Here is a 22,652-nt window from a genome sequence, read left to right on the forward strand (position 1 = left end):
CTAGGGTTCGAATCCCTATTCCTCCGCCATCAATTTTTACGAGCTAACTAATTCGGAAGAATTAGTTTTTTATTTCTAATCATTTGTTTTCCGTATTTTCACGGTTTTCCACTTCTTCTTTAAACACCAAATATTCTTCTAAAAGATCGATTGCATCTTGGCATTTTTGCTGGCGTTTTTTATAAACTTCTGCAAGTTGAGCATAACGTATTTTCTCATCATTATTTTTTTCAGCTTGTGCTAAATCTTTATGCTGTCGATAAAGATTATTCAATTGTTCTCGTGCTTCGTAATATTTTTCTAGGCGTTCTCTTGGTGGTAATTTATGAATGCTATGTTGAGATTTTTGAATGGTTTGTTTCGTTGTTGTTTGGGATTCAGTTAGATGAGTATTTTTGCGAACTAAAGCTTCCGAAAGAACGGAACATTGGGCGAGTAAACGCTCAGCTAGAAAATTATAGTGATTAGAATCGTTAGACTCTAATGTCTTTATTCTATCTAGCGTTTGATTGATTTCTTTTAGATAAAAGGAAACATTTTGTCCATTTTCACTAAATAAAGTGCGGTCAAATTTGGCGAAGATTTTTTCTTCTCGTTTGGATAAATGAGCTTGATAAAGTTGTTGAACTTTTTGATCTAAGCGTTGGATAAGTTGTTGAACAGTCATAAAAAAATCCCCTAAGTGGGGGATTATAATCGTTAAAGGTACATTGCTGCAATCCAGCCGAATACCAATAATGGAATATTATAGTGAATAAAGGTAGGTACAACAGAATCCCAAATGTGATCGTGTTTGCCATCCATATTCAAGCCAGATGTTGGGCCTAATGTTGAGTCTGATGCGGGCGAACCTGCATCTCCTAAAGCCGCTGCTACGCCTACAATAGAAATTGTCGCTAATGGAGAAAAACCAAAAGATAAACAGAGTGGTACGTAAATTGATGTAATAATCGGTACTGTAGAGAATGATGAGCCAATACCCATTGTAATTAATAAACCAACGACAAGCATTAATAATGCGGCAATACCTTTACTTTGCACAACACCAGAACTTAGGCTTTGTACTAAATCTGTTACGCCAGTGGTGGCATTAATCACATTTGCAAAACCTGAAGCAGCAATCATTACAAAGCCAATCATTGCCATTAAGCGCAAGCCTTGTTGAAAAATATCGTTGCTTTCTTTTAGTTTGAAAATGCCACATAGTACGAAAATAATTAAGCCAATTAAACCGCCAATGATAGTTGAACTTGTGACTAATTGTGTTGCGAAGGTCGCGACAATCGCGATTAAACTTGCAACAATTTGTTTTGGTTTAATATTAGCAATGTGAGCTTCAATATCTTTAGTTGTTGCCTCTTCAACATTGATATTGTATTCACGTGGTTTACGGTAGGTAATAAATATGGCTGTGAGTAAGCCTAAAATCATTCCAATAACAGGTAACAACATTGCTAAAGAAACTTGTGCTACATTTGTTTGTAAACCTAAGGTTGCGCCAGCTTGATTAATGTTTTTAACTAAAATACTTTCAATAAAGATTTTTCCAAAGCCTACTGGTAATAATATATAGGTAGCAGTTAAACCAAATGTAAGTACGCAAGCTACTGCACGGCGGTCAATTTTTAAACGGTTAAAGATTGAAAGTAGTGGTGGTACAACGATTGGAATAAAAGCAATATGCACTGGAAGTAAGTTTTGAGAGGAGATGGCAAACAATGCCAATACCGCAAAAATGAAATATTTAAACCAAGTTAAATTGCCAGCAGTTGGTGTTTTATTCATTTTTGTGATGATTTTATAAGCGATTAAATCAGTAATTCCTGATTTAGAAATAGCAATGGCGAACGCTCCAAGTATTGCATAGTTCATTGCGACTTCAGCACCGCCACCTAAGCCGCCTGTAAAGGTTTCGATGGTTTTAGTTAAACCTAAATCACCGATAAATCCTGCGGTAAGCGCAGCAATCACCAGTGCGATAATAACGTTGATGCGTAGCAAACTAAGTGCCAGCAAAACGATGATTGAGATAACAACAGGGTTTGATAACATTGTGTTTTTCCTTGTAAATTAAATGATAAATACTTTACTTTAAAATTTTTATTGAATAAAGAATAACGCTAAATTAATGCCTCCTATATCGTAAATAAAACAAAACCCCTCGAAAGTTGCCTTCCGAGGGGTAAGATTTTTATTATCCTGTCAGCTCGGAAGAAATCTTCCAAGCACACCAAAAACCTGAAAGATTATTCAGTTGAATGGTGATGATGGTGACGACGGATAATGTTCATTTTTTATCTCCAAATAAGAATTGCTTTTAAACTACTGGAAAAATAAAACGATTGCAACCAGTTTTTTATTTTTCTTAAAGTGCGGTCTCTTTTTCAGTTGTTTTTTCCTGTTCTAGTTCAGAAGCAATATGTGGGAAACCACCTAAATCTTTTAAATGATTGACCATATAGCAGAATAATTTCGCCGTGCGTTCGGTATCATATAACGCTGAATGGGCTTGTTTACCATCAAAAGGAATTTTTGCGGCTTGACAGGCTTTAACGAGAACAGTCTGACCAAACATCAATCCTGCTAAACTTGCGGTATCAAACATGCCAAAAGGGTGGAAGGGATTACGCTTTACGCCAGTACGTTCAGCGGCAGCCATCACAAAACTTTGGTCAAAAGTGGCATTGTGCGCCACAATGATAGAACGTTGGCAATCTGCATCTTTTTGTCCTCGACGCACCATTTGAAATAATCCCGTGATTGCATCAAGTTCAGACACCGCGCCACGTAGTGGATTGTGAATATCAATACCATTAAATTTCAAGGATTCTGGATTAATATTTGCGCCTTCAAAAGGCTTGATATGAAAATGGCATTTCTGATCAGGATGCAAATAACCGTTTTCATCCATTTTTAATGTGATGGCGGCTAGTTCGAGTAACGCATCTTTTTTTGCATCAAAACCTGCAGTTTCAACATCAATAATGACGGGGAAATAGCCACGAAAGCGATTTTTTAATTGGTTGTGATAAGGGATTTCTTGAGAATCGGACATAATCTATCTCTTAAAAATAAAATAACGTAGGAATCCCTACGTTATTAAAAATACAATAAAAATTGACCGCACTTTAGTTGCCTAAACCAGATTTAGTACTTTTGTTTTCGATAAATTCAATTTTATAACCATCTGGATCTTCAACAAAAGCAATGACGGTTGATCCACCTTTCACTGGCCCTGCTTCGCGAGTAACGTTACCACCGCTCGCGCGAACGGCTTCACAAGTGGCATAAATATCATCTACGCCGATAGCGATATGTCCATATGCTGTGCCATGTTCATATTTATCTACGCCCCAGTTGTATGTTAATTCAATTTCTGCCGCACTTTCGCCATCTTCGTAACCTAAAAAAGCCAGCGTATATTTGTATTCTGGATTTTCACTGGTGCGTAATAAACGCATACCTAAAACATCTTGATAAAATTTGATTGAACGATCTAAATCGCCCACGCGTAACATAGTGTGTAAAATTTGCATTGGTTTGTCCTTTTTTAGTTGAGTTAAACAGATTATGTCATAAGTAAAATAAAAAATCAGAATTATCTATTTTGTCCAATCTTGCCACTGAAGATCTGTAATTCGCTGAAATTCTTTTACATTATGTGTAATAATAACGGCATTTAAACTCAATGCGTGACAAGCGATCCATAGATCATTATTTCCGATAGGTCGCCCTTGTTTTTTGAGTGTATTTGCCCATTTGCCATAATGTAAACAGATTTGTTCATTGGGATATAGTACATTCACTCGTTCAGTAAGTAATTCTATTGCTCGTATTGATTGCTCATAATTTTGACTACCAAAGGCGCCTTTAATAAGTTCAGCATAAGTAATAAAGCTCATAACTAAGCGATCATTAGGCAATAATTGTGATACTCGTTCGGCAATAATTTTGGGGCGATTTTTCATTAAATAAATAATGATATTGGTGTCTAACATATAAATCATAAATTTTCTCGCTCCTGAGGCGGTAAATCATCACGCGCTTCAAGTGCTTGAATAAAGGTCTCATCAAATCCTTCAAATAACGCAAGAAAATCATCTGTTTTTTTAGAAACTGGGCGTAATACCACATCCCCATTTTCCTTTCGGAAAATTTCTACGGTATCGACGTCAAAACGAAAGTCCATCGGGATCCGAACAGCTTGGCTGTTACCACTTTGAAACACTTTAGTAAGCATATTTACCCTCTCGTATATACTATGTATTTAATAAGTATATACTAATCATTTCAATTGCTGTATGCAAGCAAGAAGATCAAATTACCGTTGTTTTATTTAACCGCAATCATCGAGCCAAAATTAAAGCATTGGAACCAAAGTTCTACTTGTGAAAATCCTACGTTTTTTAACCGCACTTTGTGTGTCTCAATAGAATCTGTACGCATCACATTTTCAAGTGCGGTGCGTTTTTGGCTCACTTCTAATTCGCTATAACCATTGGCTCGCTTGAATTGGTGGTGCAAGTCAATGAGTAAATGATCAATTTTAGTATCTTCAAAACGGAATTTTTCAGAAAGTACTAATACGCCATTTGGATTTAATCCTTCATAAATCTTCGTGAGCAATGCCACGCGATCTTCAGGCGGTAAAAATTGCAAGGTGAAGTTGAGAATGACCATTGAGGCATTTTTAATTTCAACGTGGCGAATATCGTCACAGAGAATTTCTACAGGTACCTCACTATGATATGCCGCAATATGTTGGCGACAACGTTCAACCATCGGTTGAGAATTATCGATACCAATAATTTTTACGTTGGGTTGATGAATATTTCGACGTGCAGAAAGTGTGGCAGCTCCTCGTGAGCAACCTAGATCATAAACGTTACTATCAGCCGTGACGAAACGTTCTGCCAGCATACCGATTGCCGTAATAATGTTGGAATAGCCAGGCACGGAACGTTGAATCATATCTGGAAAGACTTCAGCAACGTTCTCGTCAAAGATGAAATCCCCCAATTTAGCAATGGGGGTAGAAAATAGAGTATCTTTTACCATAATGTGTTAAAGGCAGAGAGAAAGAGTCGTTATTCTAGAAGAAATTTATAAATTATGATTTAGGAAATAAATGCGACATGGCACTCTCTTCTTGTTTAATACGCACGGCTAAGATAAGCAAATAAATAGGTAGTCCAACCAATGCGGTATATTTAGCCTGACAGAAAAGCGATAAACCAATTAATTCGGGAATAATGTTTAAGAAATAATTTGGGTGACGTACGTATTTAAACAAGAAAGAGCGATTAATTTGATGTTCTGGTAAAATATAAATTTTTACTGTCCAAATCTCTTTTAGCTCATAAATCACATAAAATAGCATTGCAATAGCAAAAATTAAAATCGCCAACCCTATTTGTGAAGTGCTATTAAATGACAGGTTTTGCTTATTAGCCTCAATGATCGCCGCAAAATAAAATGCAACATGGGCAATGGACAACAGTGTGGAATTGCGTTTACCATACTGTATTGCACCCTTTGCAATGAGTGCTTTTTCATGACGAATTGAAATAGACAGACTGTAAAAACGGATCGCTAAAATACAGGCAAAAGTAATATTGATAAATAACATGTGGTTATCCTTAACGTAATTTAATCTCAACAAGCCGCATAATATAACAAAAAATCTGATGATATGGCACAAAAAAGCCTTTATTTTGAACATTTATTACTTTTCTTTGCTTTTTTGATTGATTTGTCAGCATAAATAACCTTTTTATCTCTCTTGGTTTTCCGCTATAATTGCGACAGATTTTTGAGCATAATTAAAAGAGTACAAAGGATTTTGAAATGATGCGTACACATTATTGCGGAGCATTAAACCGTAACAATATCGGACAAGACGTAACATTAAGCGGTTGGGTTCATCGCCGTCGTGATTTAGGTGGCTTGATTTTTATTGATATGCGCGATCGTGATGGCATTGTGCAAGTTTGTTTTGATCCTAAATATCAAGATGCATTGACAGCGGCTGCTGGGTTACGTAATGAATTCTGTATTCAAATTAAAGGTGAAGTGATTGCGCGTCCTGAAAACCAAATCAATAAAAATATGGCTACGGGCGAAGTGGAAGTGTTAGCGAAAGAATTACGCATCTACAATGCTTCTGATGTTTTACCATTAGACTTCAACCAAAATAACACCGAAGAACAACGTTTAAAATACCGTTATTTAGATTTACGTCGTCCTGAAATGGCGCAGCGTTTGAAAACCCGTGCAAAAATCACCAGCTTTGTGCGTCGCTTTATGGATGATAATGGTTTCCTTGATATTGAAACTCCAATGCTTACCAAAGCAACGCCAGAAGGCGCGCGCGACTATTTAGTGCCAAGCCGTGTGCATAAAGGCAAATTCTATGCATTGCCGCAATCACCACAGCTTTTCAAACAGCTTTTAATGATGTCTGGTTTTGACCGCTATTATCAAATCGTAAAATGTTTCCGTGATGAAGATTTGCGAGCAGACCGTCAGCCTGAGTTTACTCAAATCGATGTGGAAACTTCTTTCCTAACTGCGCCAGAAGTCCGCGAAATTATGGAACGTATGGTGCACGACTTATGGCTTGATACCATTGGTGTAGATTTAGGTAAGTTCCCAGTGATGACTTGGCAAGAAGCAATGCGTCGTTTTGGTTCGGATAAGCCAGATTTGCGTAATCCATTAGAAATGGTAGATGTAGCAGATATTGTCAAAGATGTTGAATTTAAAGTATTTAATGAGCCAGCAAACAATCCAAATGGCCGTGTTGCAGTCATTCGAGTACCAAATGGTGCAGAAATTACTCGTAAACAAATTGATGAATATACACAATTTGTAGGCATCTACGGTGCAAAAGGTTTGGCTTGGGCAAAAGTAAACGATATTAATGCTGGTCTTGAAGGCGTGCAAAGTCCGATTGCGAAATTCTTAAATGAAGAGGTATGGAAAGCGTTAGCAGAACGTGTGAATGCACAAACTGGCGATATTTTATTCTTCGGTGCAGACAAATGGCAAACGACCACTGATGCAATGGGTGCGTTACGTTTGAAATTAGGTTGTGATCTTGGCTTAACTCGTTTAGACGAATGGCAACCGCTTTGGGTCATTGATTTCCCAATGTTTGAACGTGATGAAGAAGGTAATCTTGCAGCAATGCACCATCCATTCACTTCACCAAAAGATTTCAGCCCAGAGCAATTAGAGGCTGATCCAACAAGTGCGGTAGCCAATGCTTACGATATGGTCATCAACGGCTACGAAGTGGGTGGTGGTTCTGTGCGTATTTTTGATCCGAAAATGCAACAAACTGTGTTCCGTATTCTTGGTATTGACGAAGAACAACAACGCGAGAAATTCGGTTTCTTATTAGATGCATTAAAATTCGGTACTCCACCGCATGCTGGTTTAGCATTCGGTTTAGACCGTTTAACCATGCTTTTAACTGGAACAGAAAACATTCGTGATGTAATTGCCTTCCCGAAAACCACGGCAGCAGCGTGCTTAATGACGGAAGCCCCGAGTTTTGTAAATCCGCAAGCATTGGAAGAGTTGGCAATTTCTGTCGTTAAAGCAGAATAAGTTTGGAATATTAGGAATGAAGTGCGGTCAGATTTGACCGCATTTTTAATGATGCAATACAAAAATAATCAATCTGTTCTTGTTGTAATTTACGCTAAAAATACAAACCGAGTTTTAATGCTCCAACGCCAAGATGATCCTGATTTTTGGCAGTCTGTTACTGGCACCATTGAAAGTGGTGAGACACCAAAAAAAACAGCAATTCGTGAGCTATGGGAAGAAGTGCGGTTAGAAATTTCGGAAAATTCCACCGCGCTTTTTGATTGCAATGAGAGCATAGAATTTGAAATTTTTCCACATTTCCGCTATAAATACGCACCGAATATTACTCACTGCAAAGAACATTTGTTTTTGTGTGAGGCGGAAAAAGAATTTATTCCAGTATTGAGTGAGCATTTGGCATATCAATGGGTTTCCCCTGAACAAGCAATCCAAATGACAAAATCTTCCAATAATGCGGAAGCAATTAGAAAATATATTCTTAAAGATAAATAGAAGGAAATAAAATGGCAGGTCATAGTAAGTGGGCTAATATTAAACACCGCAAAGCAGCACAAGATGCACAACGCGGTAAAATTTTTACTAAATTAATTCGTGAACTTGTTACCGCAGCTAAAATTGGTGGTGGCGATGTGAGTGCTAACCCGCGTTTACGTGCAGCAGTAGATAAAGCACTTAGCAACAATATGACGCGCGATACTATCAACCGTGCTATTGATCGTGGCGTAGGTGGTGGCGATGATACCAATATGGAAACCAAAATCTATGAAGGTTATGGCCCAGGCGGTACAGCGGTTATGGTGGAATGTTTAAGTGATAATGCAAACCGTACGATCTCACAAGTGCGCCCTAGTTTTACTAAATGTGGTGGTAACTTGGGAACAGAAGGTTCTGTGGGTTATTTATTTAGCAAAAAAGGTTTAATCTTAATCGCAGAAGCGGATGAAGATGCCTTAACTGAAGCGGCAATCGAAGCGGGTGCTGATGATATTCAACCACAAGATGATGGTTCATTTGAAATCTATACTGCTTGGGAAGATTTAGGTTCAGTGCGCGATGGCATTGAAGCAGCTGGTTTTAAAGTACAAGAAGCTGAAGTAACGATGATTCCATCAACAACCGTTGATCTTGATATTGAAACTGCACCAAAATTACTTCGTTTAATTGATATGCTGGAAGATTGTGATGACGTACAAAACGTATATCACAACGGAGAAATCTGTGACGAAGTGGCATCTCAACTTTAATAATGCAATAAATGGGTAATTTAATTACCCATTTTTTATAGAAATTATGAGCATTATTTTAGGTATTGACCCTGGATCTCGCGTAACGGGTTACGGTGTGATTCGCCAAACAGGGAGACATTTAGAATATCTCGGTAGTGGCGCAATTCGTACTCAAGTTGAAGATTTACCCACCCGTTTGAAACGCATTTATGCTGGGGTAACTGAAATCATCACGCAATTTCAACCTAGTATGTTTGCGATTGAGCAAGTGTTTATGGCGAAAAATGCGGATTCAGCCTTGAAACTTGGGCAGGCTCGCGGCACGGCGATTGTTGCAGCGGTAAATCATGATTTACCTGTTTTTGAATATGCCGCACGTTTAGTAAAACAAACGGTTGTGGGCATTGGTTCTGCTGATAAAGTACAAGTGCAAGAAATGGTGACTCGTATTTTGAAGTTGTCAGATAAACCTCAAGCCGATGCCGCGGATGCGTTGGCTATTGCGATTACACACGCTCATTCTATTCAACATTCTTTACATATTGCCAATTCTGTGAAAATGACAGAAACGCAAGAAAAAATGACCGCACTTTTAAAGACCAGATATAGCCGAGGACGCTTTAGATTAAAAATTTAACTGGATGTTCGTCCAGTTTTATTTTATTCTATGCGCTAAGTTTTTTATCATTCGGAAGAGTTATGATCGGTCGCTTACAAGGCATTCTTTTAGAAAAACAACCTCCAGAAATTTTACTCAATGTGCAAGGCGTAGGCTATGAATTGCTTTTGCCTATGACGAGTTTCTATGATTTACCAGAAATTGGACAAGAAACTACTTTATTCACCCATCTTGTTGTTCGGGAAGATGCTCACTTACTCTTTGGATTTGCCCAGAAAACAGACCGCACTTTATTTCGTGAATTAATTAAAACAAATGGGGTGGGGCCTAAATTAGCCTTAGCGATTTTATCCGCCATGTCGGTCGAACAATTTGCCTATGCAATAGAGAGAGAAGAACTTTCTAAACTCACTAAAATTCCAGGTGTTGGCAAAAAAACAGCTGAACGTTTGTTAGTTGAACTCAAAGGTAAATTTAAAGGCGTAAAACAAAGCGATTTCTTTGTAGAAAGTACGCATATTCCATTATCCCCATCTATTGAATCCCACTCGGAAAGTTCATCTGATGAAGCAATTTCAGCCTTGATTGCTTTAGGTTATAAACCTGCAGAAGCAGAAAAAATGGTAAAATGCGTTGCTAAACCTGAATTAACCAGTGAACAAGTTATTCGTGAAGCATTAAAAGCCGCATTGTAGGAAAAATATGATTGAAGCAGATAGAATTATTAGCGGGCAAGCTAAGCTTGATGAAGATGTTATCGACCGTGCTATTCGTCCTAAACTATTAGCAGATTATGTTGGGCAGCCGCAAGTACGCGAGCAGATGGATATTTTCATCAAGGCAGCCAAACTACGTCAAGATGCCTTAGATCATTTATTGATTTTTGGCCCTCCTGGCTTGGGAAAAACAACGCTTGCTAATATTGTGGCAAATGAAATGGGCGTGAATATTCGTACGACGTCAGGGCCTGTATTAGAAAAAGCGGGCGATTTGGCTGCAATGCTTACTAATCTTGAACCGCATGATGTGTTATTTATTGATGAAATCCATCGACTTTCCCCTGCTATTGAAGAAGTCCTTTATCCAGCAATGGAAGACTATCAGTTGGATATTATGATTGGCGAAGGACCCGCTGCTCGTTCCATTAAATTAGATTTGCCCCCTTTTACTTTGGTTGGTGCGACCACTAGAGCGGGTTCTTTGACTTCTCCATTGCGTGATCGTTTTGGTATTGTGCAACGTTTGGAATTCTATTCTGTAGAAGATTTAACATCTATCGTTGCAAGAAGTGCGGACTGTTTAAATCTTGAATTAGAACAACAAGCCGCTTTTGAGGTGGCTCGTCGTTCACGAGGCACGCCTCGAATTGCAAACCGTTTATTACGACGTGTGCGTGATTATGCAGATGTACGTAATGGCGGTATTATTTCTATAAATGTGGCAAAACAAGCGCTTTCAATGCTAGATGTAGACGATGCTGGATTTGATTATTTAGATAGAAAGTTGTTGTCTGCAGTTATTGAGCGTTTTGATGGTGGCCCTGTGGGGCTAGATAATCTTGCTGCTGCAATTGGCGAAGAACGTGATACCATTGAAGATGTTTTAGAGCCTTATTTGATTCAACAGGGGTTTCTACAAAGAACGCCGCGTGGCCGTATTGCAACATCGCAAACTTATCGTCATTTTGGTTTGCAGAAATTATCAGACTAGATAAATTTAACCACTAAAAAAGCCTTATTGTACTCAATAAGGCTTTTTTAATTACTCACTATAACTTTTCAAGTTACTTAATTTTGCTAAACCCACTTCACAACTTTTTAACTGAGTCGCTAATTCCATTTGAAGAATTTGTTGTTTGCTTTGGTTTAGTTTACTTTTGATTTTATTTACTTGAATGTGGGTTCCAGGTTGTTTTTCTGCTTGGGCAATCAAATTCTCTGTTTCTTTAAATAGTTGTTCACATTGTTTAGGTATTGAATTAGGTTCGGCTAAAACAGAAGTTGAAAATAAGCATAAAAGTGCGGTAAAAAAAAGCGTGATTTTTTTCATTTTAGAATCCAAAATTACTTTTCGATAGAACAAATGTCGAAATTCTTCGCAAGATAGCAAAATATGCTTGAGCTGTCTAATTTTTTATTCAAAATTTGTGATGCGTGTCAAATTAATTAATCAATAAGAAATCCACAATCAATCTTTAAAACTATAAAAATTTACCCCGAAATTATCCTCTAGGATGAAATCTTTCATGCAATCGTTTCAATCTTTCTTTTGCCACGTGAGTATAAATCTGTGTTGTAGATAAATCTGTATGACCCAACAACATTTGCACCACGCGTAAATCCGCACCGTGATTTACTAAATGGGTGGCAAAAGCATGGCGAAGAACGTGAGGGGAAAGTGCATCAGCATCAATATCCGCGAGAATGGCATAATGTTTTACACGATGCCAGAAAGTTTGACGAGTCATTTGCTGTGCGCGCTGACTTGGAAACACAACATCAGAACTCTGCCCATTTAATAGCACAGGACGACCATAAAGCATAAATTGACGAACCCAATAAGCAGCTTCTTCCCCCATTGGCACAATACGTTCCTTGTTCCCTTTACCAATCACTCGCACCACGCCTTGTTGCACGCTCATGTTTTCAATCGTAAGCGAAACTAACTCTGTTACACGAAGCCCCGTCGCATAAAGCAACTCTAACATTGCTTTATCACGCAATTCCAAAGGGACTTTAACATCTGGCGTATTGAGCAAATCTGACACTTGTTGCTCGGTTAAATATTTTGGCAAGCGACTGGGTAATTTAGGCGAACTTAGCACCGCACTTGGATCATCCACTCGATATTTTTCCCGATATAAATATTGGAAAAGTTTACGCATTGCACTTAACATTCGTGCGGTGCTCGTGGCTTTGTAACCTTTCTCCAAACGCTCTCCTAGAAAACCTTGCAAATCAACAGCATCTAAAGTTTCCAAAGACAAGTCGTTTTTATCCAACCAATCACAAAGTGCGGTTAAATCCAAACGATAAGATTGAACAGTATTTTCTGAAAGCCCTTTTTCAATCCAATATTCGTTAAGAAACAAATCAATGAGCGCAAGATTTTTCATATTACTTTTTTAAAAGGAAAGCGATACGTCCTATTTATGCTGAACAATCAAAAAGGCATTTAACTTGCGTGGAATCACAAAAAATGCTGCAGCTGCAATGATACTCATAAATACAAATGTCATCGCTGGCGACGTTGGATAAATCATGCCAGCAATCGCAGTGAAAATAGCAATGAGCACACCATTGGATAAACCATTATACAAACCTTGTAACTTCGCAATATGGCTTTGCGGTTGCGTGGTGATATAGCGAACAATCGCATAATGGCAAACGGCATAGGTTAAACTGTGTATAAGTTGCAATAAGAATATCAACCAGAAATCGTCAATATATCCTATTACAGCCCAGCGTCCGATGCACGCAAGCGCAGAAATATAAAGCAGTACGCTGATAGAAATATTTTGAAATAAACGACGAGAGAAGAAAAATAATACAATTTCCGCTAATACGCCAATGCCCCAAAGTAAGCTAGTTTGAGAAACGGAGATCCCAATACTTGTCCAATAAATCGTGCTGTAAACATAATAAGCCGCATGAGAGCCTTGAATCAGCCCTACTGCAACCATAACTCGTAATGTCATCGGATTTTTCAGTAAAGCAATAAAACCAACATCATTTTGAACGCCACCTTCAGGTATTTCATCTTTTGGGGGAATGGTCGGTTTTAAAAGCTGAATGATGGTATAGAAAGATAAAAGTGCGGTTAAAATCCACACGATATTTTGCTCGCCAACCCAGCCAATCATGCCACCAAATACTACTACACCAAGAATAAAAGCAGCAGAACCAATCAAACGGACTTTGCCGTAATCCAAGCCGATTTGGCGTTGCCAAGTGGATGCCAACGAATCCCCAATCGGCATTCCTGCTGAATTCACAGAAGCATACAAACCGATCGCAATAAACAACAACCAAAAATTATGTGCAACTAAACTCATAGCCGCCATAATAATGGCCGATGCTAACGCCAATAGGCGTAAGGAACTAATAATATGATTGGCTTTTTTAATCAGCGATGAAAAAAATAATCCGCCCGCAAATCGGAAAATATAAGCACTCCCGATCACCAAACCAATCATTTCTTCACCATATTGTTGCGATTTCAACCATGCGGGGAAGAACGGCAAAAACACGCCATAAGCGCAGTAGTAACCCAGAAAGCTCAGTGCGAGCCAATAAAAAGGACGAACTTGCATCAGAATAAAGTTTCCATTTCTTGTGAACGAGACAAACAAGCCTGCATAGCTTGCTCTATTGTTTGATTAAAATGTTGAGCGTCAAATACTGCTAACGCTGCCGCAGTGGTGCCACCTTTCGAGGTAACATTTTCACGCAAAGTTGAAAGTGCAATTTGCGGATTTTCTATCACCATTTTGGCTGCACCAAGCATAGATTGCTGCACTAATTCACGCGCAGTTTTCTCATCAATATTCATTTTGATTAAGGCCTGTTGCATTGCTTCCAGCATTAAAAAGAAATAGGCTGGACTACTTCCTGACGCGGCAGTGACTGCGTGCATTTGAGTTTCATCATCCACCCAAACTGTTCTTCCCACTGCTCCCAATAAATCTTGTGCAAAAGTGCGGTAATTTTCACTCGTATTTTTCGGTGCAAATAACCCCGCCATACCTTCGCCCACTAATGCGGGCGTATTTGGCATGACGCGCACTATCGATTTCATACTTGGAATTAATGCGTTCAAGCGTTCAGTTGAAATACCCGCAGCAATGGAAATTAACAATTTATCGGAAAAATCCACCGCACTTAGTGGCAAACAAACATCAGCCATCATTTGAGGTTTTACCGCAAGCAACACAACCTCAGCTTTGATTGCACTTTCCACATTATTTTCTGAAGTTGCCACGCCAAGATTGGCAAAAAATGCTCTTTTTTCTTCATTTGGATCATTCACAATAATTTGCTCGGCAGGATAACCTTGTTTCAATAATCCAAGAATAATAGCTTGTGCCATATTGCCGCCACCAATAAAGGCAATCAATTTGTGTTGCATCGTTTTTCCTACTTTTATGGGCTATAATACCGCACATTCTACCCTATATTGAAGGAAGTGTTACGATGTGGTTCAAAAATTAAATAGATTGTCTTTAACCACTGTAAATATAATCAATCTTCTTTCATGTTTTGATAATTGGTTACCAAATTGGTTACTATTTTTAGGCGTGTACACTGTAGCTGTTTATTACTTGTTCACTAATTATATGTAATATTACCTCTAGTATATACAATACATCAAAAAGTATCCGATGTATCCAAAAAATCTCTAATTTTTATCTATTCAATTTGTAATATGTCTTAAACAATGTTTTTACCATCAAGTTGTTGCGATCTGATTTAATTAGATATTATTTCATTTTATATTACTTCTAAATTATTAATATCTGATATGGGATGATATTTTGTTACGAATCTATATTTTTGCTTAAGATTTAGGCATTCGATTCTTTTTTATGTTTCAAGTGTCTAAAAAACAATCAGATTAAGTTAAAAAATGCTTTTTTTGTATTAATCTCAGTTAAGACATATTAGCTAGATATGTCTACCACATAATTTCAATCATATATCACGAGGTAAATATGGAATCAGCATATACATTAGATGATTTTAATCAAAGCTTAGCAGAACGGATAAAATAGACAGATAATTTTGATAATGGGGTGCAGTTATACCCTAAAGATGTTGCATTAACTCATAAGTATATTCAGTTTAATGATCTGTTTATTAAATTTATGGTGTTAGATCTAGATCGGGAAAATTCTGCAATGGATTGGGAATTGTTAGGACTTCCAAGTCCCAATATAGTCGTACAAAATAGATTAAACGGTCGATGTCATTATATCTATGCGTTAGAAGTACCTATTTGTAACACAAAGAATGCTCGATTTAAGCCAATAAGTTATTTTAAAAAGATACAACGGGCTTATATTGATAAGTTAGGAGCAGATCAACACTATGTTGGTGTATTCACTAAAAATCCAAACTCAAATTTTTGGAGAACATTTGTATTTAATGTACCTAAATATACTCTGGATTATTTAGCTGATTTTGTTGATTTATCAAATAAACCTGTATTTTATCTAAATGATAATGAAGATATTGAAGGTCGGAATTGTTCTTTATTTAATCAGATCAAAAAAATTGGTTATCGTGAGATTCTGAAGTTTAAATGTTCAGGTAAACAATTAGAACAATTTAATCAGTATTTATTATCTTCATTAGAGTTATTAAATCAGAATCATAATCCACCATTACCATACAGGGAGTTAAAAGGAATTGCTAGAAGTTCATCTCGTTGGATCTGGGAAAGATTTTCTGAATCATCGTTTCAACAAATTCAGTCGAATCGTTCTCGAAAACGATGGGAAAAGCAACAAATTATCAAGAAAGAGTTGTTTAATCAATTTGGAGCTAATAAACCTAATATGTCGTTAAAGCAAATAGCAGAACAATTTAGTATTAGTGTAAGTTCATTGAATCGTTGGGCAGAAGAATTCGGATGGGTGAAATCAAAAAATGACTTAAAAAGTAAATATGAGAAAATAGCATAGTTAAGAACACAAGGTCTGAAATGGCGAGAAATAGCAACCTGTTTATCAATATCAGAAGGCAGTGCTAAGATGTGTTTTAAACGATATAAAAGATAATAAATAAAAGCCACCATGTTTTTGGTTCAAAAATTTAATGACTTATAGACTGACTAAACCGCTAGATTGGGATCTTACACAACTACAAACTCAACTAGAAGATTGTCAATTCCATCCCTGCGGTGCTCAAGATCAAAGTAAATTTGGCTGGTCAGCCCCATTACGAGGTTCTGATTTACTCTATTTTTCTGTTGGAAAACAAATTCTATTAATCGCCAAAAAAGAAGAAAAAATCTTGCCGGCAAATGTGGTCAAACGTGAACTTGATGAACGCATTGAAAGCCTTGAAAAAAAGAAAATCGCAAACTTAAAAAGGTAGAAAAACAAACATTAAAAGATGATGTCGTGATGAATTTATTACCTCGTGCATTTAGTAAAAATCAGCATACGGCACTATGGATTGATATGGAAAATAATCTTATTCATATTGATGCCGCATCAAGTAAACGCGCGGAAGATGCGCTCGCATTACTGCGTAAATCCTTAGGTTCGCTCCCTGTCGTGCCTTTAGCCTTTGCTAATGAACCTAGCACGATTTTAACCAATTGGATCCTTCAAGATAATTTGCCGCATTGGTTACTTGCATTAGAAGAAGCCGAGCTTCGTGGCAGTCAGGAAGACAGCGTTATCCGTTGCAAAAAACAACCTTTAGAAAATGAAGAAATTCTCGCTCTTCTGCAAGATGGCAAAAAAGTAGTAAGTAAATTAGCCTTAGAATGGGAAGATACCTTAACTTTCGTTTTTAACGAAGATTGCACAATCAAACGTTTAAAATTTGCAGATACTGTACGGGGAAAAAAATGATGATATTCTGAAAGAAGATTTTGCACAGCGTTTCGATGCAGATTTTGTACTGATGACTGGTATTTTAGCCAAACTCACCGAAAATTTATTAGATGAATTTGGTGGCGAAAAAGCAAGATTATAAAATCGCGCTTTAATCATTCTAAAATGAAGTTTATTTTTACAATGTGAATCTAATATTCAGCGTATTCAAACCAGCTCTCTAAAATTAAACAAGCTGACACTCCATCGATTTTGCCTTTTTTTAATGCTTTAAAACCACCACGTTCAAAAATCTCACTACGAGCTTGCGTGGTGGTTAATCGTTCATCTTGTAAATGAACATTAACGCCAAAACGACCTTGTAAACGATTTGCAAATTTACGAGCACGTAGAGTGAGATCTTGTTCTGTTCCGTCCATATTTAAAGGAAGACCAACAATGACAACATCTGGTTTCCATTCTTTCAAACATTTTTCGATCGCTTCCCAATTTGGGATGCCATCTTGCGCCTTAAAAGCGGGCAAGGCTTGTGCTGTGCCAGTAATACTTTGTCCTATGGCACAACCGATACTTTTAGTGCCAAAATCAAAAGCCAGAGCGGTAATTCCCATTAACTATGCCCCACTTGCGCTAACGCAAAATTATAAGGATGAATACCAAGTAACTGATTGGCTGCAGCATAACGATCTTCATAGGGCATATCAAATAAAATTTGATCGTTAGATGACACCACCAACCACGCATTATCTCTGATTTCTTTTTCTAACTGACCAGCCCCCCAGCTTGAACATCCTAGCGCAACAAGATATTTTTCAGGTGCAAAAGTTGAACCTAGCGTTTCCACCACATCAGCGGAGGTTGTCATTGAAAGTTCCTTTGTGACTTTGTAAGTATGTTGAAAAGCATTAAGCGTATTCTTATGTAAAATAAACCCTCTTTCTGTATGCACAGGCCCACCCGCAACCACCATTTCATTACCAAAAGTGCGGTCATTTTTCATCATAAAATTGAGTTTTGAATAAAGTTCCGCAATGCTTAAATCTGTCGGCTGATTAATTACCAAACCCATTGAACCCTGTTCATTATGCTCACACATAAACACCACCGTGCGATTAAAATAATCGTCTAAATGTGGCATTGCGATCAAAAATTTTCCTTGTAATTCCATCATTCGCCTAAGTCCCCAAAACAAATTTGCAATGCACTTATCGCTGCAAGTGATGCAGTTTCAGTGCGTAAAACACGTTTTCCTAATAAAATTTCAGTAAATCCTTGCTGTTCAGTTTGGGCAATTTCTTGTGCTGATAATCCACCTTCCGAGCCAATTAATAAGCGAACACCCCCAGCAGGAATAGTCGGTAAGGTTTTAATAGAATAGTGCGCGCGTGGATGTAAATTCAATTTCAATGCACCATCATTTTCTGCACACCAATCTTGTAATTTCATCAGTGGACGAATCTCTGGCACGCTATTACGACCGCATTGCTCACAAGCTGCAATCGCAATTTTTTGCCATTGTTGGATTTTTTTATCCATCCGCTCAGTGTCAAGTTTTACGCCACAGCGTTCTGACCATAATGGCGTAATCACATTTACCCCTAATTCTACGGATTTTTGAATAGTAAATTCCATTCGTTCTCCGCGAGAAATCACTTGTCCTAAATGGATTTTTAAATGGGATTCTTTATCCGCAAGCTCACGCCCCAAAATCTCTACTTTTACGGACTTTTTATTTGACTCAATAATTTTTGCTGGATAAATATGATTAGAACCATCAAAGAGTTCAAGCTGTTCGCCTTCTGTCATTCTTAACACTCGAGCAACGTGATTTGCAGCGTCTTCTGAAAGATAACATTGAGTTTGATTTTCAAGGGATATTGGATGATAAATTCTTGGTATGCGCATAATGTTTATTTATATGAATGAAAAAGTGCGGTCATTTTAACTGGTGTTTTTATAAGATATTCATCTTACGACGAATAAACGCCATCATACTGTGCAAGAGTAAAAACAATAAAGATAAAGCATACAAAGGCATATTTCCTAACACAGAATAAGGGGTTTTGCCTTCCGCAGGTGCAATTTTATAAGTCAAAGTTGTTTCAATAAATTGCGGGGCTTGTGCTAATACCTTACCTTGCGCATCAACAAAAACTGAAATCCCCGTATTTGTTGCACGAATAAGCGGTTTGCCTAATTCTAAAGCGCGCATTCTTGCCATCTGTAAATGTTGCCAAGGCCCAATAGAATCGCCAAACCACGCATCATTAGATAAGGTGAGCAAATAATCCGTATCTTGTTTCAAATTTTGTCGCACTTGCTCGCCGAAAATAATTTCATAACAAATTGCTGGCGAAAAAGCACGTTTTTTTGCGATTAAAGAGGGTTGAACAGCCTCTCCACTTTGAAATGCTGACATTGGTAAATTAAACACTGAATTAAGCGGTCGCAAAATACTTTCTAGCGGAACATATTCCCCGAAAGGCACGAGATGATGTTTATTATAACGATTTGGCGTATCTGGTTGATAAGGAAAATCTGGGTTTCCAGTAGTCATAATTGAATTTAATAACTTACCAGATTTTGTATCTTGGAATACCGTTCCAATCATAATCTCCGTTTTAGTTTCTTTAGCAGCATGCTCTAATTTTTCAAAAAATGGTGTAATTGCATTTTCAAGGGTTGGTAAGGCTGATTCAGGCAAAATAATTAAATCGGTTTTACCAAGATTTTCTGCGATTAATTTTTGATAAATTGCCAAAGTAGAATAGAAATAATTAGGATCCCATTTAAGATTTTGTTCAATATTGCCTTGCGCAAGCGTGACTGAAATTGCCTTATTTTCAACAGATTTTACAAAGTGAATTCGCGATGAATAAGCACTTAATCCCCCTACAATAATCAATAACAAAGCATTCGCTAAAACTAATTTAAAATTTTTCGTTTTAAACAAAGATGAAACGAGATTAAAAATGACCGCACTTGCCCAAAGGGTAAAGAATGTCAATCCTGTTACCCCAAAAATCGGGGCGAGACCATAAAATGGGCTGTCAATTTGTGTATAACCAAACTGAAGCCAAGGAAAACCAGTAAAAATCCAACCCCGTAAAAATTCTGTCAATGTCCAAATCACGGCAAAAATTACCGCACTTTGCACTTTGAAACGCTGAACTAAATAGGTAAAGAGCATTGGATATAGCGCAAGATAAGCCGCAAGCAAACCGACAAGGAAATAACTCACTCCTAACGACGCGCCACCAAATTGATGGATACTAACATTAAGCCAACTTACTCCAAAGCAGAAAAATCCCATCGCCCACAAGAAAGTGGATAAAAGTGCGGTGGATTTTTTAGGATTTTTAGCGACATAAAGTAAACCGAGTAAAGACACATAGGCTAAAGGCCAATAATCAAATGGCGAAAAGGCAAAAACACCGACTAAACCCGATATAAAAGCAATAAAATAAGTTAAATATTTATTCATAAATTTAATTGATAATAAAATCCTATTCAGATTTTTCATCTACATTATTCATTTCTGCCAAATGTTCATCTGGCACTGTCACGCGAAGTTGAATTAATCGACGACTATCTGCAGAAGTCACTTTAAATTGAAGATTTTTCAAAATAATTTCTTCCCCACGTTTTGGTAAATAACCAAAAGTCTGCATAATCAGACCGCCAATGGTATCTACTTCTTCATCATCAAAATCCGTATTAAATTGCCCATTGAAATCATCAATATCGGTGAGCGCACGCACTGCATAAGTATGACGAGAAAGCTGACGAATATCCGCAATCTCTTCTTCATCAAATTCATCTTCAATATCGCCAACAATTTGTTCCAAAATATCTTCAATAGTAACAAGCCCCGACACTGCACCAAATTCATCCACCACAATGGCCATATGGAAACGCTCAGAGCGAAAATCTTTTAACATACGATCCACTCTTTTGCTTTCTGGCACAATCACGACGGGGCGCAATAATGAAGATAAATCAAATGCTTCGGCATCTTCACGTAAAAATTTTAATAAATCTTTTGCGTGCAAAATGCCCACGATATTATCGCGGTCATCGGCATCGGCAATCACAGGAAAACGAGAATGTGCGGATTCAATAATTGTGTTTAAACAAGTATTTAAATCTTGTTGATCTTCAATAAAAATAATTTGTGAACGAGGAATCATAATATCACGAACACGAAGTTCCGCAATTTCCATCACGCCTTCAATCATTTCACGCGTATTTTGATCAATTAGATCGTTTTGTTCTGAATCGCGAATCACTTCCACAAGTTCTTCACGATTTTTTAATTCGCCTTGAAAAAAGCGACCGAATAAAGATTGGAAAAAAGGTTTTTTCGTATTTTCAGGTTGGTTTGAATTTTGCTGTTCGTCGTTCATATTGATTTGTGTTTGATGTCTTATTGACGGCGAAAAAGTATCATATTTTAAAAAAAAGAGCAAAAAGCGAAAAGAGGAAAATCAATAAAAATAACTGCACATTGGGTTTGAACCTAAAGTGCGGTTAAAAATACACAATTTTACGGAGAGGGGAAACTTCTAGACAACAAAATATTCTTATTTTGTTTATATGACGAAAAGTACCTATGTTGTGGATAACATTGTGAATAACGGATTTCTGATTGTGAATTGATCTCGTAAAAACAGGCAAAGATCCTTATCACATCAAACTTCAAAATAAATTGAGTTATTTACAACCAAAAGATCTTAAACAAAAATAAACCGCACTTTTCACATTCAAAATGGAAGAAAGTGCGGTAAAAAAATACAATTTTTAAAACAGTTTTATTCACAAAAGATCTTTTTATCATCTCTTTGAGTTATTCAATATTTCTGTGGATAAAATTGTGGTTGAGAAAATCTATAATGTTGTATAACTCAAATTAACTTTTTTAATAAAATTTCAGATTTAAATTTATTCCTTTTAATTCAACTAGTTAGAATTAAAAGAGTGAACGCATTTATAATACACAGAATACATCAAAATTTGATGTTTAATTTTTATACAGTTTGTTTTACACTGGATAAATAACGTTCCCAATCAAAATATTGACCAGGATCGATCTTACGTCCTGGCGAAATATCGCAATGTCCAACAATTCGATCTTTTGTAATCTTCGGGTAACTTTTCATTATTACGTTAGTAAGCTCTTGCAATGAAAAATATTGAGCGTCGGTAAAAGGCTGTTCATTACTCCCCTCCAGCTCAATTCCAATGGCAAAATCATTACATTTTTCTCGTCCTTGAAAATTAGATACGCCTGCGTGCCAAGAGCGATCATTAAAATTGACATATTGCGTAATTCGCCCATTTCGTTCGATCAAACAATGTGCTGAAACACGCATTTGATAAATTTCTGCAAAATAAGGATGAATCTTAGGATCTAATTTTCCTTGAAAAAAATCATCCACATATCCGCCGCCAAATTGTTCTGGCGGCAGACTAATATAATGAATAACCAATAAGGAAATATCCTGTGGATTTGGGCGTTTATCGAAGTGAGGTGACTGAATTTGCCGACAATCCAATATACCTTGTTCAATATCTTTTAGTTTTTGCATACTTTTTTCCTTTTTTTGCGATCAGGATCGCAGAAAAA

General features: G+C 37.2%; 25 protein-coding genes, 1 pseudogene and 1 other annotated feature. Of the genes and pseudogenes, 8 read left to right on the forward strand and 18 right to left on the reverse strand.

Going from position 1 to position 22,652, the window contains the following annotated elements; genetic code table 11:
• Positions 1–79: 79 nt before the first annotated feature.
• The 8 genes from priC to HMPREF2644_RS04895 form a co-directional block, all read right to left on the reverse strand.
• Positions 80–667: a primosomal replication protein PriC gene (priC, locus tag HMPREF2644_RS04860; protein ID WP_005654063.1), complete on the reverse strand. Its 588-nt coding sequence runs from the start codon at positions 665–667 to the stop codon at positions 80–82.
• Positions 668–699: 32 nt separating this feature from the next.
• Positions 700–2,052: a Na+/H+ antiporter family protein gene (locus HMPREF2644_RS04865; RefSeq protein ID WP_005694344.1), complete on the reverse strand. Its 1,353-nt coding sequence runs from the start codon at positions 2,050–2,052 to the stop codon at positions 700–702.
• A gap of 97 nt (positions 2,053–2,149) precedes the next feature.
• Positions 2,150–2,271, reverse strand: a sequence feature (His leader region).
• Positions 2,272–2,365: 94 nt separating this feature from the next.
• Positions 2,366–3,055: a ribonuclease T gene (gene rnt / locus HMPREF2644_RS04870; protein WP_011271988.1), complete on the reverse strand. Its 690-nt coding sequence runs from the start codon at positions 3,053–3,055 to the stop codon at positions 2,366–2,368.
• Between the two features lie 73 nt (positions 3,056–3,128).
• Entirely contained in the window at positions 3,129–3,536 is a 408-nt protein-coding gene (gloA, locus tag HMPREF2644_RS04875; RefSeq protein WP_005688980.1) for a lactoylglutathione lyase, read from the reverse strand.
• Positions 3,537–3,602: 66 nt separating this feature from the next.
• Complete coding sequence (locus tag HMPREF2644_RS04880; protein WP_070828277.1) at positions 3,603–4,007, reverse strand: type II toxin-antitoxin system VapC family toxin; 405 nt, start codon at positions 4,005–4,007, stop codon at positions 3,603–3,605.
• Entirely contained in the window at positions 4,004–4,240 is a 237-nt protein-coding gene (locus tag HMPREF2644_RS04885) for an antitoxin (protein ID WP_005649046.1), read from the reverse strand. Before HMPREF2644_RS04885 ends, HMPREF2644_RS04880 begins: the two co-directional genes overlap by 4 nt.
• 92 nt (positions 4,241–4,332) lie before the next feature.
• Positions 4,333–5,058, reverse strand: coding sequence for a carboxy-S-adenosyl-L-methionine synthase CmoA (gene cmoA / locus HMPREF2644_RS04890; RefSeq protein ID WP_011271987.1), 726 nt, complete (start codon positions 5,056–5,058; stop codon positions 4,333–4,335).
• Positions 5,059–5,110: 52 nt separating this feature from the next.
• The gene (locus HMPREF2644_RS04895) at positions 5,111–5,629 is read right to left on the reverse strand and encodes an isoprenylcysteine carboxyl methyltransferase family protein (RefSeq protein WP_005649040.1); all 519 of its coding nucleotides are present in this window, start codon (positions 5,627–5,629) and stop codon (positions 5,111–5,113) included.
• Between the two features lie 218 nt (positions 5,630–5,847).
• Between HMPREF2644_RS04895 and aspS the strand changes: the two genes are divergently transcribed.
• The 6 genes from aspS to ruvB all read left to right on the forward strand — a co-directional run bounded on the left by aspS (position 5,848) and on the right by ruvB (position 11,172).
• A complete protein-coding gene (gene aspS / locus HMPREF2644_RS04900; RefSeq protein WP_011271986.1) occupies positions 5,848–7,614 on the forward strand; it encodes an aspartate--tRNA ligase in 1,767 nt (588 codons plus the stop codon).
• Between the two features lie 21 nt (positions 7,615–7,635).
• On the forward strand, positions 7,636–8,109 hold the full coding sequence (gene nudB / locus HMPREF2644_RS04905; protein WP_011271985.1) for a dihydroneopterin triphosphate diphosphatase: 474 nt from the start codon (positions 7,636–7,638) through the stop codon (positions 8,107–8,109).
• Positions 8,110–8,120: 11 nt separating this feature from the next.
• Complete coding sequence (locus HMPREF2644_RS04910; protein ID WP_005649034.1) at positions 8,121–8,861, forward strand: YebC/PmpR family DNA-binding transcriptional regulator; 741 nt, start codon at positions 8,121–8,123, stop codon at positions 8,859–8,861.
• A gap of 46 nt (positions 8,862–8,907) precedes the next feature.
• The gene (gene ruvC / locus HMPREF2644_RS04915; protein WP_005666663.1) at positions 8,908–9,480 is read left to right on the forward strand and encodes a crossover junction endodeoxyribonuclease RuvC; all 573 of its coding nucleotides are present in this window, start codon (positions 8,908–8,910) and stop codon (positions 9,478–9,480) included.
• Between the two features lie 62 nt (positions 9,481–9,542).
• Entirely contained in the window at positions 9,543–10,157 is a 615-nt protein-coding gene (gene ruvA / locus HMPREF2644_RS04920) for a Holliday junction branch migration protein RuvA (protein WP_038440774.1), read from the forward strand.
• A gap of 7 nt (positions 10,158–10,164) precedes the next feature.
• Positions 10,165–11,172 (forward strand): Holliday junction branch migration DNA helicase RuvB, encoded by a 1,008-nt coding sequence (ruvB, locus tag HMPREF2644_RS04925; protein ID WP_038440776.1) that lies wholly within the window; start codon positions 10,165–10,167, stop codon positions 11,170–11,172.
• 51 nt (positions 11,173–11,223) lie between these two features.
• Here ruvB and HMPREF2644_RS04930 read toward each other — a convergent pair whose 3' ends face one another.
• The 4 genes from HMPREF2644_RS04930 to proC form a co-directional block, all read right to left on the reverse strand.
• Positions 11,224–11,511, reverse strand: coding sequence for a DUF5339 domain-containing protein (locus HMPREF2644_RS04930; protein ID WP_011271982.1), 288 nt, complete (start codon positions 11,509–11,511; stop codon positions 11,224–11,226).
• 172 nt (positions 11,512–11,683) lie between these two features.
• A complete protein-coding gene (xerD, locus tag HMPREF2644_RS04935; protein WP_011271981.1) occupies positions 11,684–12,577 on the reverse strand; it encodes a site-specific tyrosine recombinase XerD in 894 nt (297 codons plus the stop codon).
• A gap of 30 nt (positions 12,578–12,607) precedes the next feature.
• The gene (locus tag HMPREF2644_RS04940; RefSeq protein WP_070828278.1) at positions 12,608–13,774 is read right to left on the reverse strand and encodes a 3-phenylpropionate MFS transporter; all 1,167 of its coding nucleotides are present in this window, start codon (positions 13,772–13,774) and stop codon (positions 12,608–12,610) included.
• Complete coding sequence (gene proC / locus HMPREF2644_RS04945) at positions 13,774–14,589, reverse strand: pyrroline-5-carboxylate reductase (RefSeq protein WP_070828279.1); 816 nt, start codon at positions 14,587–14,589, stop codon at positions 13,774–13,776. The genes HMPREF2644_RS04940 and proC overlap by 1 nt, the downstream gene beginning before the upstream one ends.
• 664 nt (positions 14,590–15,253) lie before the next feature.
• Between proC and HMPREF2644_RS04950 the strand changes: the two genes are divergently transcribed.
• Complete coding sequence (locus tag HMPREF2644_RS04950; protein WP_044364843.1) at positions 15,254–16,144, forward strand: replication initiation protein; 891 nt, start codon at positions 15,254–15,256, stop codon at positions 16,142–16,144.
• A 133-nt stretch (positions 16,145–16,277) separates the two neighbouring features.
• Positions 16,278–17,168, forward strand: a pseudogene (rdgC, locus tag HMPREF2644_RS04955) (recombination-associated protein RdgC).
• Between the two features lie 49 nt (positions 17,169–17,217).
• On the opposite strand, the gene ruvX reads toward rdgC, so the two are convergent.
• From ruvX to ampD, 6 genes are all read right to left on the reverse strand, one after another.
• On the reverse strand, positions 17,218–17,637 hold the full coding sequence (ruvX, locus tag HMPREF2644_RS04960) for a Holliday junction resolvase RuvX (RefSeq protein ID WP_005648994.1): 420 nt from the start codon (positions 17,635–17,637) through the stop codon (positions 17,218–17,220).
• Complete coding sequence (locus HMPREF2644_RS04965) at positions 17,637–18,197, reverse strand: YqgE/AlgH family protein (RefSeq protein WP_011271977.1); 561 nt, start codon at positions 18,195–18,197, stop codon at positions 17,637–17,639. Before HMPREF2644_RS04965 ends, ruvX begins: the two co-directional genes overlap by 1 nt.
• A complete protein-coding gene (gene rsmE, locus HMPREF2644_RS04970) occupies positions 18,194–18,931 on the reverse strand; it encodes a 16S rRNA (uracil(1498)-N(3))-methyltransferase (protein WP_011271976.1) in 738 nt (245 codons plus the stop codon). The genes HMPREF2644_RS04965 and rsmE overlap by 4 nt, the downstream gene beginning before the upstream one ends.
• 49 nt (positions 18,932–18,980) lie before the next feature.
• Positions 18,981–20,510: an apolipoprotein N-acyltransferase gene (gene lnt / locus HMPREF2644_RS04975; protein WP_079989936.1), complete on the reverse strand. Its 1,530-nt coding sequence runs from the start codon at positions 20,508–20,510 to the stop codon at positions 18,981–18,983.
• Between the two features lie 22 nt (positions 20,511–20,532).
• Positions 20,533–21,432 carry a CNNM family magnesium/cobalt transport protein CorC gene (corC, locus tag HMPREF2644_RS04980; protein WP_005656283.1) on the reverse strand — a complete coding sequence of 300 codons (900 nt, stop codon included), beginning with the start codon at positions 21,430–21,432 and terminating at the stop codon, positions 20,533–20,535.
• 621 nt (positions 21,433–22,053) lie between these two features.
• On the reverse strand, positions 22,054–22,614 hold the full coding sequence (gene ampD / locus HMPREF2644_RS04985) for a 1,6-anhydro-N-acetylmuramyl-L-alanine amidase AmpD (RefSeq protein ID WP_070828280.1): 561 nt from the start codon (positions 22,612–22,614) through the stop codon (positions 22,054–22,056).
• Positions 22,615–22,652: the final 38 nt, after the last annotated feature.

Source organism: Haemophilus sp. HMSC071C11 (assembly GCF_001837655.1).
Lineage (GTDB): Bacteria > Pseudomonadota > Gammaproteobacteria > Enterobacterales > Pasteurellaceae > Haemophilus > Haemophilus influenzae.

Coding starts and splice junctions, on each gene's coding strand:
- ruvC (WP_005666663.1), top strand. CDS start 8,908: ATGAGCATTATTTTAGGTATTGACCCTGGATCTCGCGTAACGGGTTAC.
- cmoA (WP_011271987.1), bottom strand. CDS start 5,058: ATGGTAAAAGATACTCTATTTTCTACCCCCATTGCTAAATTGGGGGAT.
- HMPREF2644_RS04930 (WP_011271982.1), bottom strand. CDS start 11,511: ATGAAAAAAATCACGCTTTTTTTTACCGCACTTTTATGCTTATTTTCA.
- HMPREF2644_RS04895 (WP_005649040.1), bottom strand. CDS start 5,629: ATGTTATTTATCAATATTACTTTTGCCTGTATTTTAGCGATCCGTTTT.
- corC (WP_005656283.1), bottom strand. CDS start 21,432: ATGAACGACGAACAGCAAAATTCAAACCAACCTGAAAATACGAAAAAA.
- HMPREF2644_RS04910 (WP_005649034.1), top strand. CDS start 8,121: ATGGCAGGTCATAGTAAGTGGGCTAATATTAAACACCGCAAAGCAGCA.
- gloA (WP_005688980.1), bottom strand. CDS start 3,536: ATGCAAATTTTACACACTATGTTACGCGTGGGCGATTTAGATCGTTCA.
- rnt (WP_011271988.1), bottom strand. CDS start 3,055: ATGTCCGATTCTCAAGAAATCCCTTATCACAACCAATTAAAAAATCGC.
- HMPREF2644_RS04880 (WP_070828277.1), bottom strand. CDS start 4,007: ATGATTTATATGTTAGACACCAATATCATTATTTATTTAATGAAAAAT.
- ruvB (WP_038440776.1), top strand. CDS start 10,165: ATGATTGAAGCAGATAGAATTATTAGCGGGCAAGCTAAGCTTGATGAA.
- ruvA (WP_038440774.1), top strand. CDS start 9,543: ATGATCGGTCGCTTACAAGGCATTCTTTTAGAAAAACAACCTCCAGAA.
- priC (WP_005654063.1), bottom strand. CDS start 667: ATGACTGTTCAACAACTTATCCAACGCTTAGATCAAAAAGTTCAACAA.
- HMPREF2644_RS04940 (WP_070828278.1), bottom strand. CDS start 13,774: ATGCAAGTTCGTCCTTTTTATTGGCTCGCACTGAGCTTTCTGGGTTAC.
- ruvX (WP_005648994.1), bottom strand. CDS start 17,637: ATGGGAATTACCGCTCTGGCTTTTGATTTTGGCACTAAAAGTATCGGT.
- proC (WP_070828279.1), bottom strand. CDS start 14,589: ATGCAACACAAATTGATTGCCTTTATTGGTGGCGGCAATATGGCACAA.
- HMPREF2644_RS04965 (WP_011271977.1), bottom strand. CDS start 18,197: ATGATGGAATTACAAGGAAAATTTTTGATCGCAATGCCACATTTAGAC.
- aspS (WP_011271986.1), top strand. CDS start 5,848: ATGATGCGTACACATTATTGCGGAGCATTAAACCGTAACAATATCGGA.
- rsmE (WP_011271976.1), bottom strand. CDS start 18,931: ATGCGCATACCAAGAATTTATCATCCAATATCCCTTGAAAATCAAACT.
- lnt (WP_079989936.1), bottom strand. CDS start 20,510: ATGAATAAATATTTAACTTATTTTATTGCTTTTATATCGGGTTTAGTC.
- HMPREF2644_RS04865 (WP_005694344.1), bottom strand. CDS start 2,052: ATGTTATCAAACCCTGTTGTTATCTCAATCATCGTTTTGCTGGCACTT.
- HMPREF2644_RS04885 (WP_005649046.1), bottom strand. CDS start 4,240: ATGCTTACTAAAGTGTTTCAAAGTGGTAACAGCCAAGCTGTTCGGATC.
- xerD (WP_011271981.1), bottom strand. CDS start 12,577: ATGAAAAATCTTGCGCTCATTGATTTGTTTCTTAACGAATATTGGATT.
- ampD (WP_070828280.1), bottom strand. CDS start 22,614: ATGCAAAAACTAAAAGATATTGAACAAGGTATATTGGATTGTCGGCAA.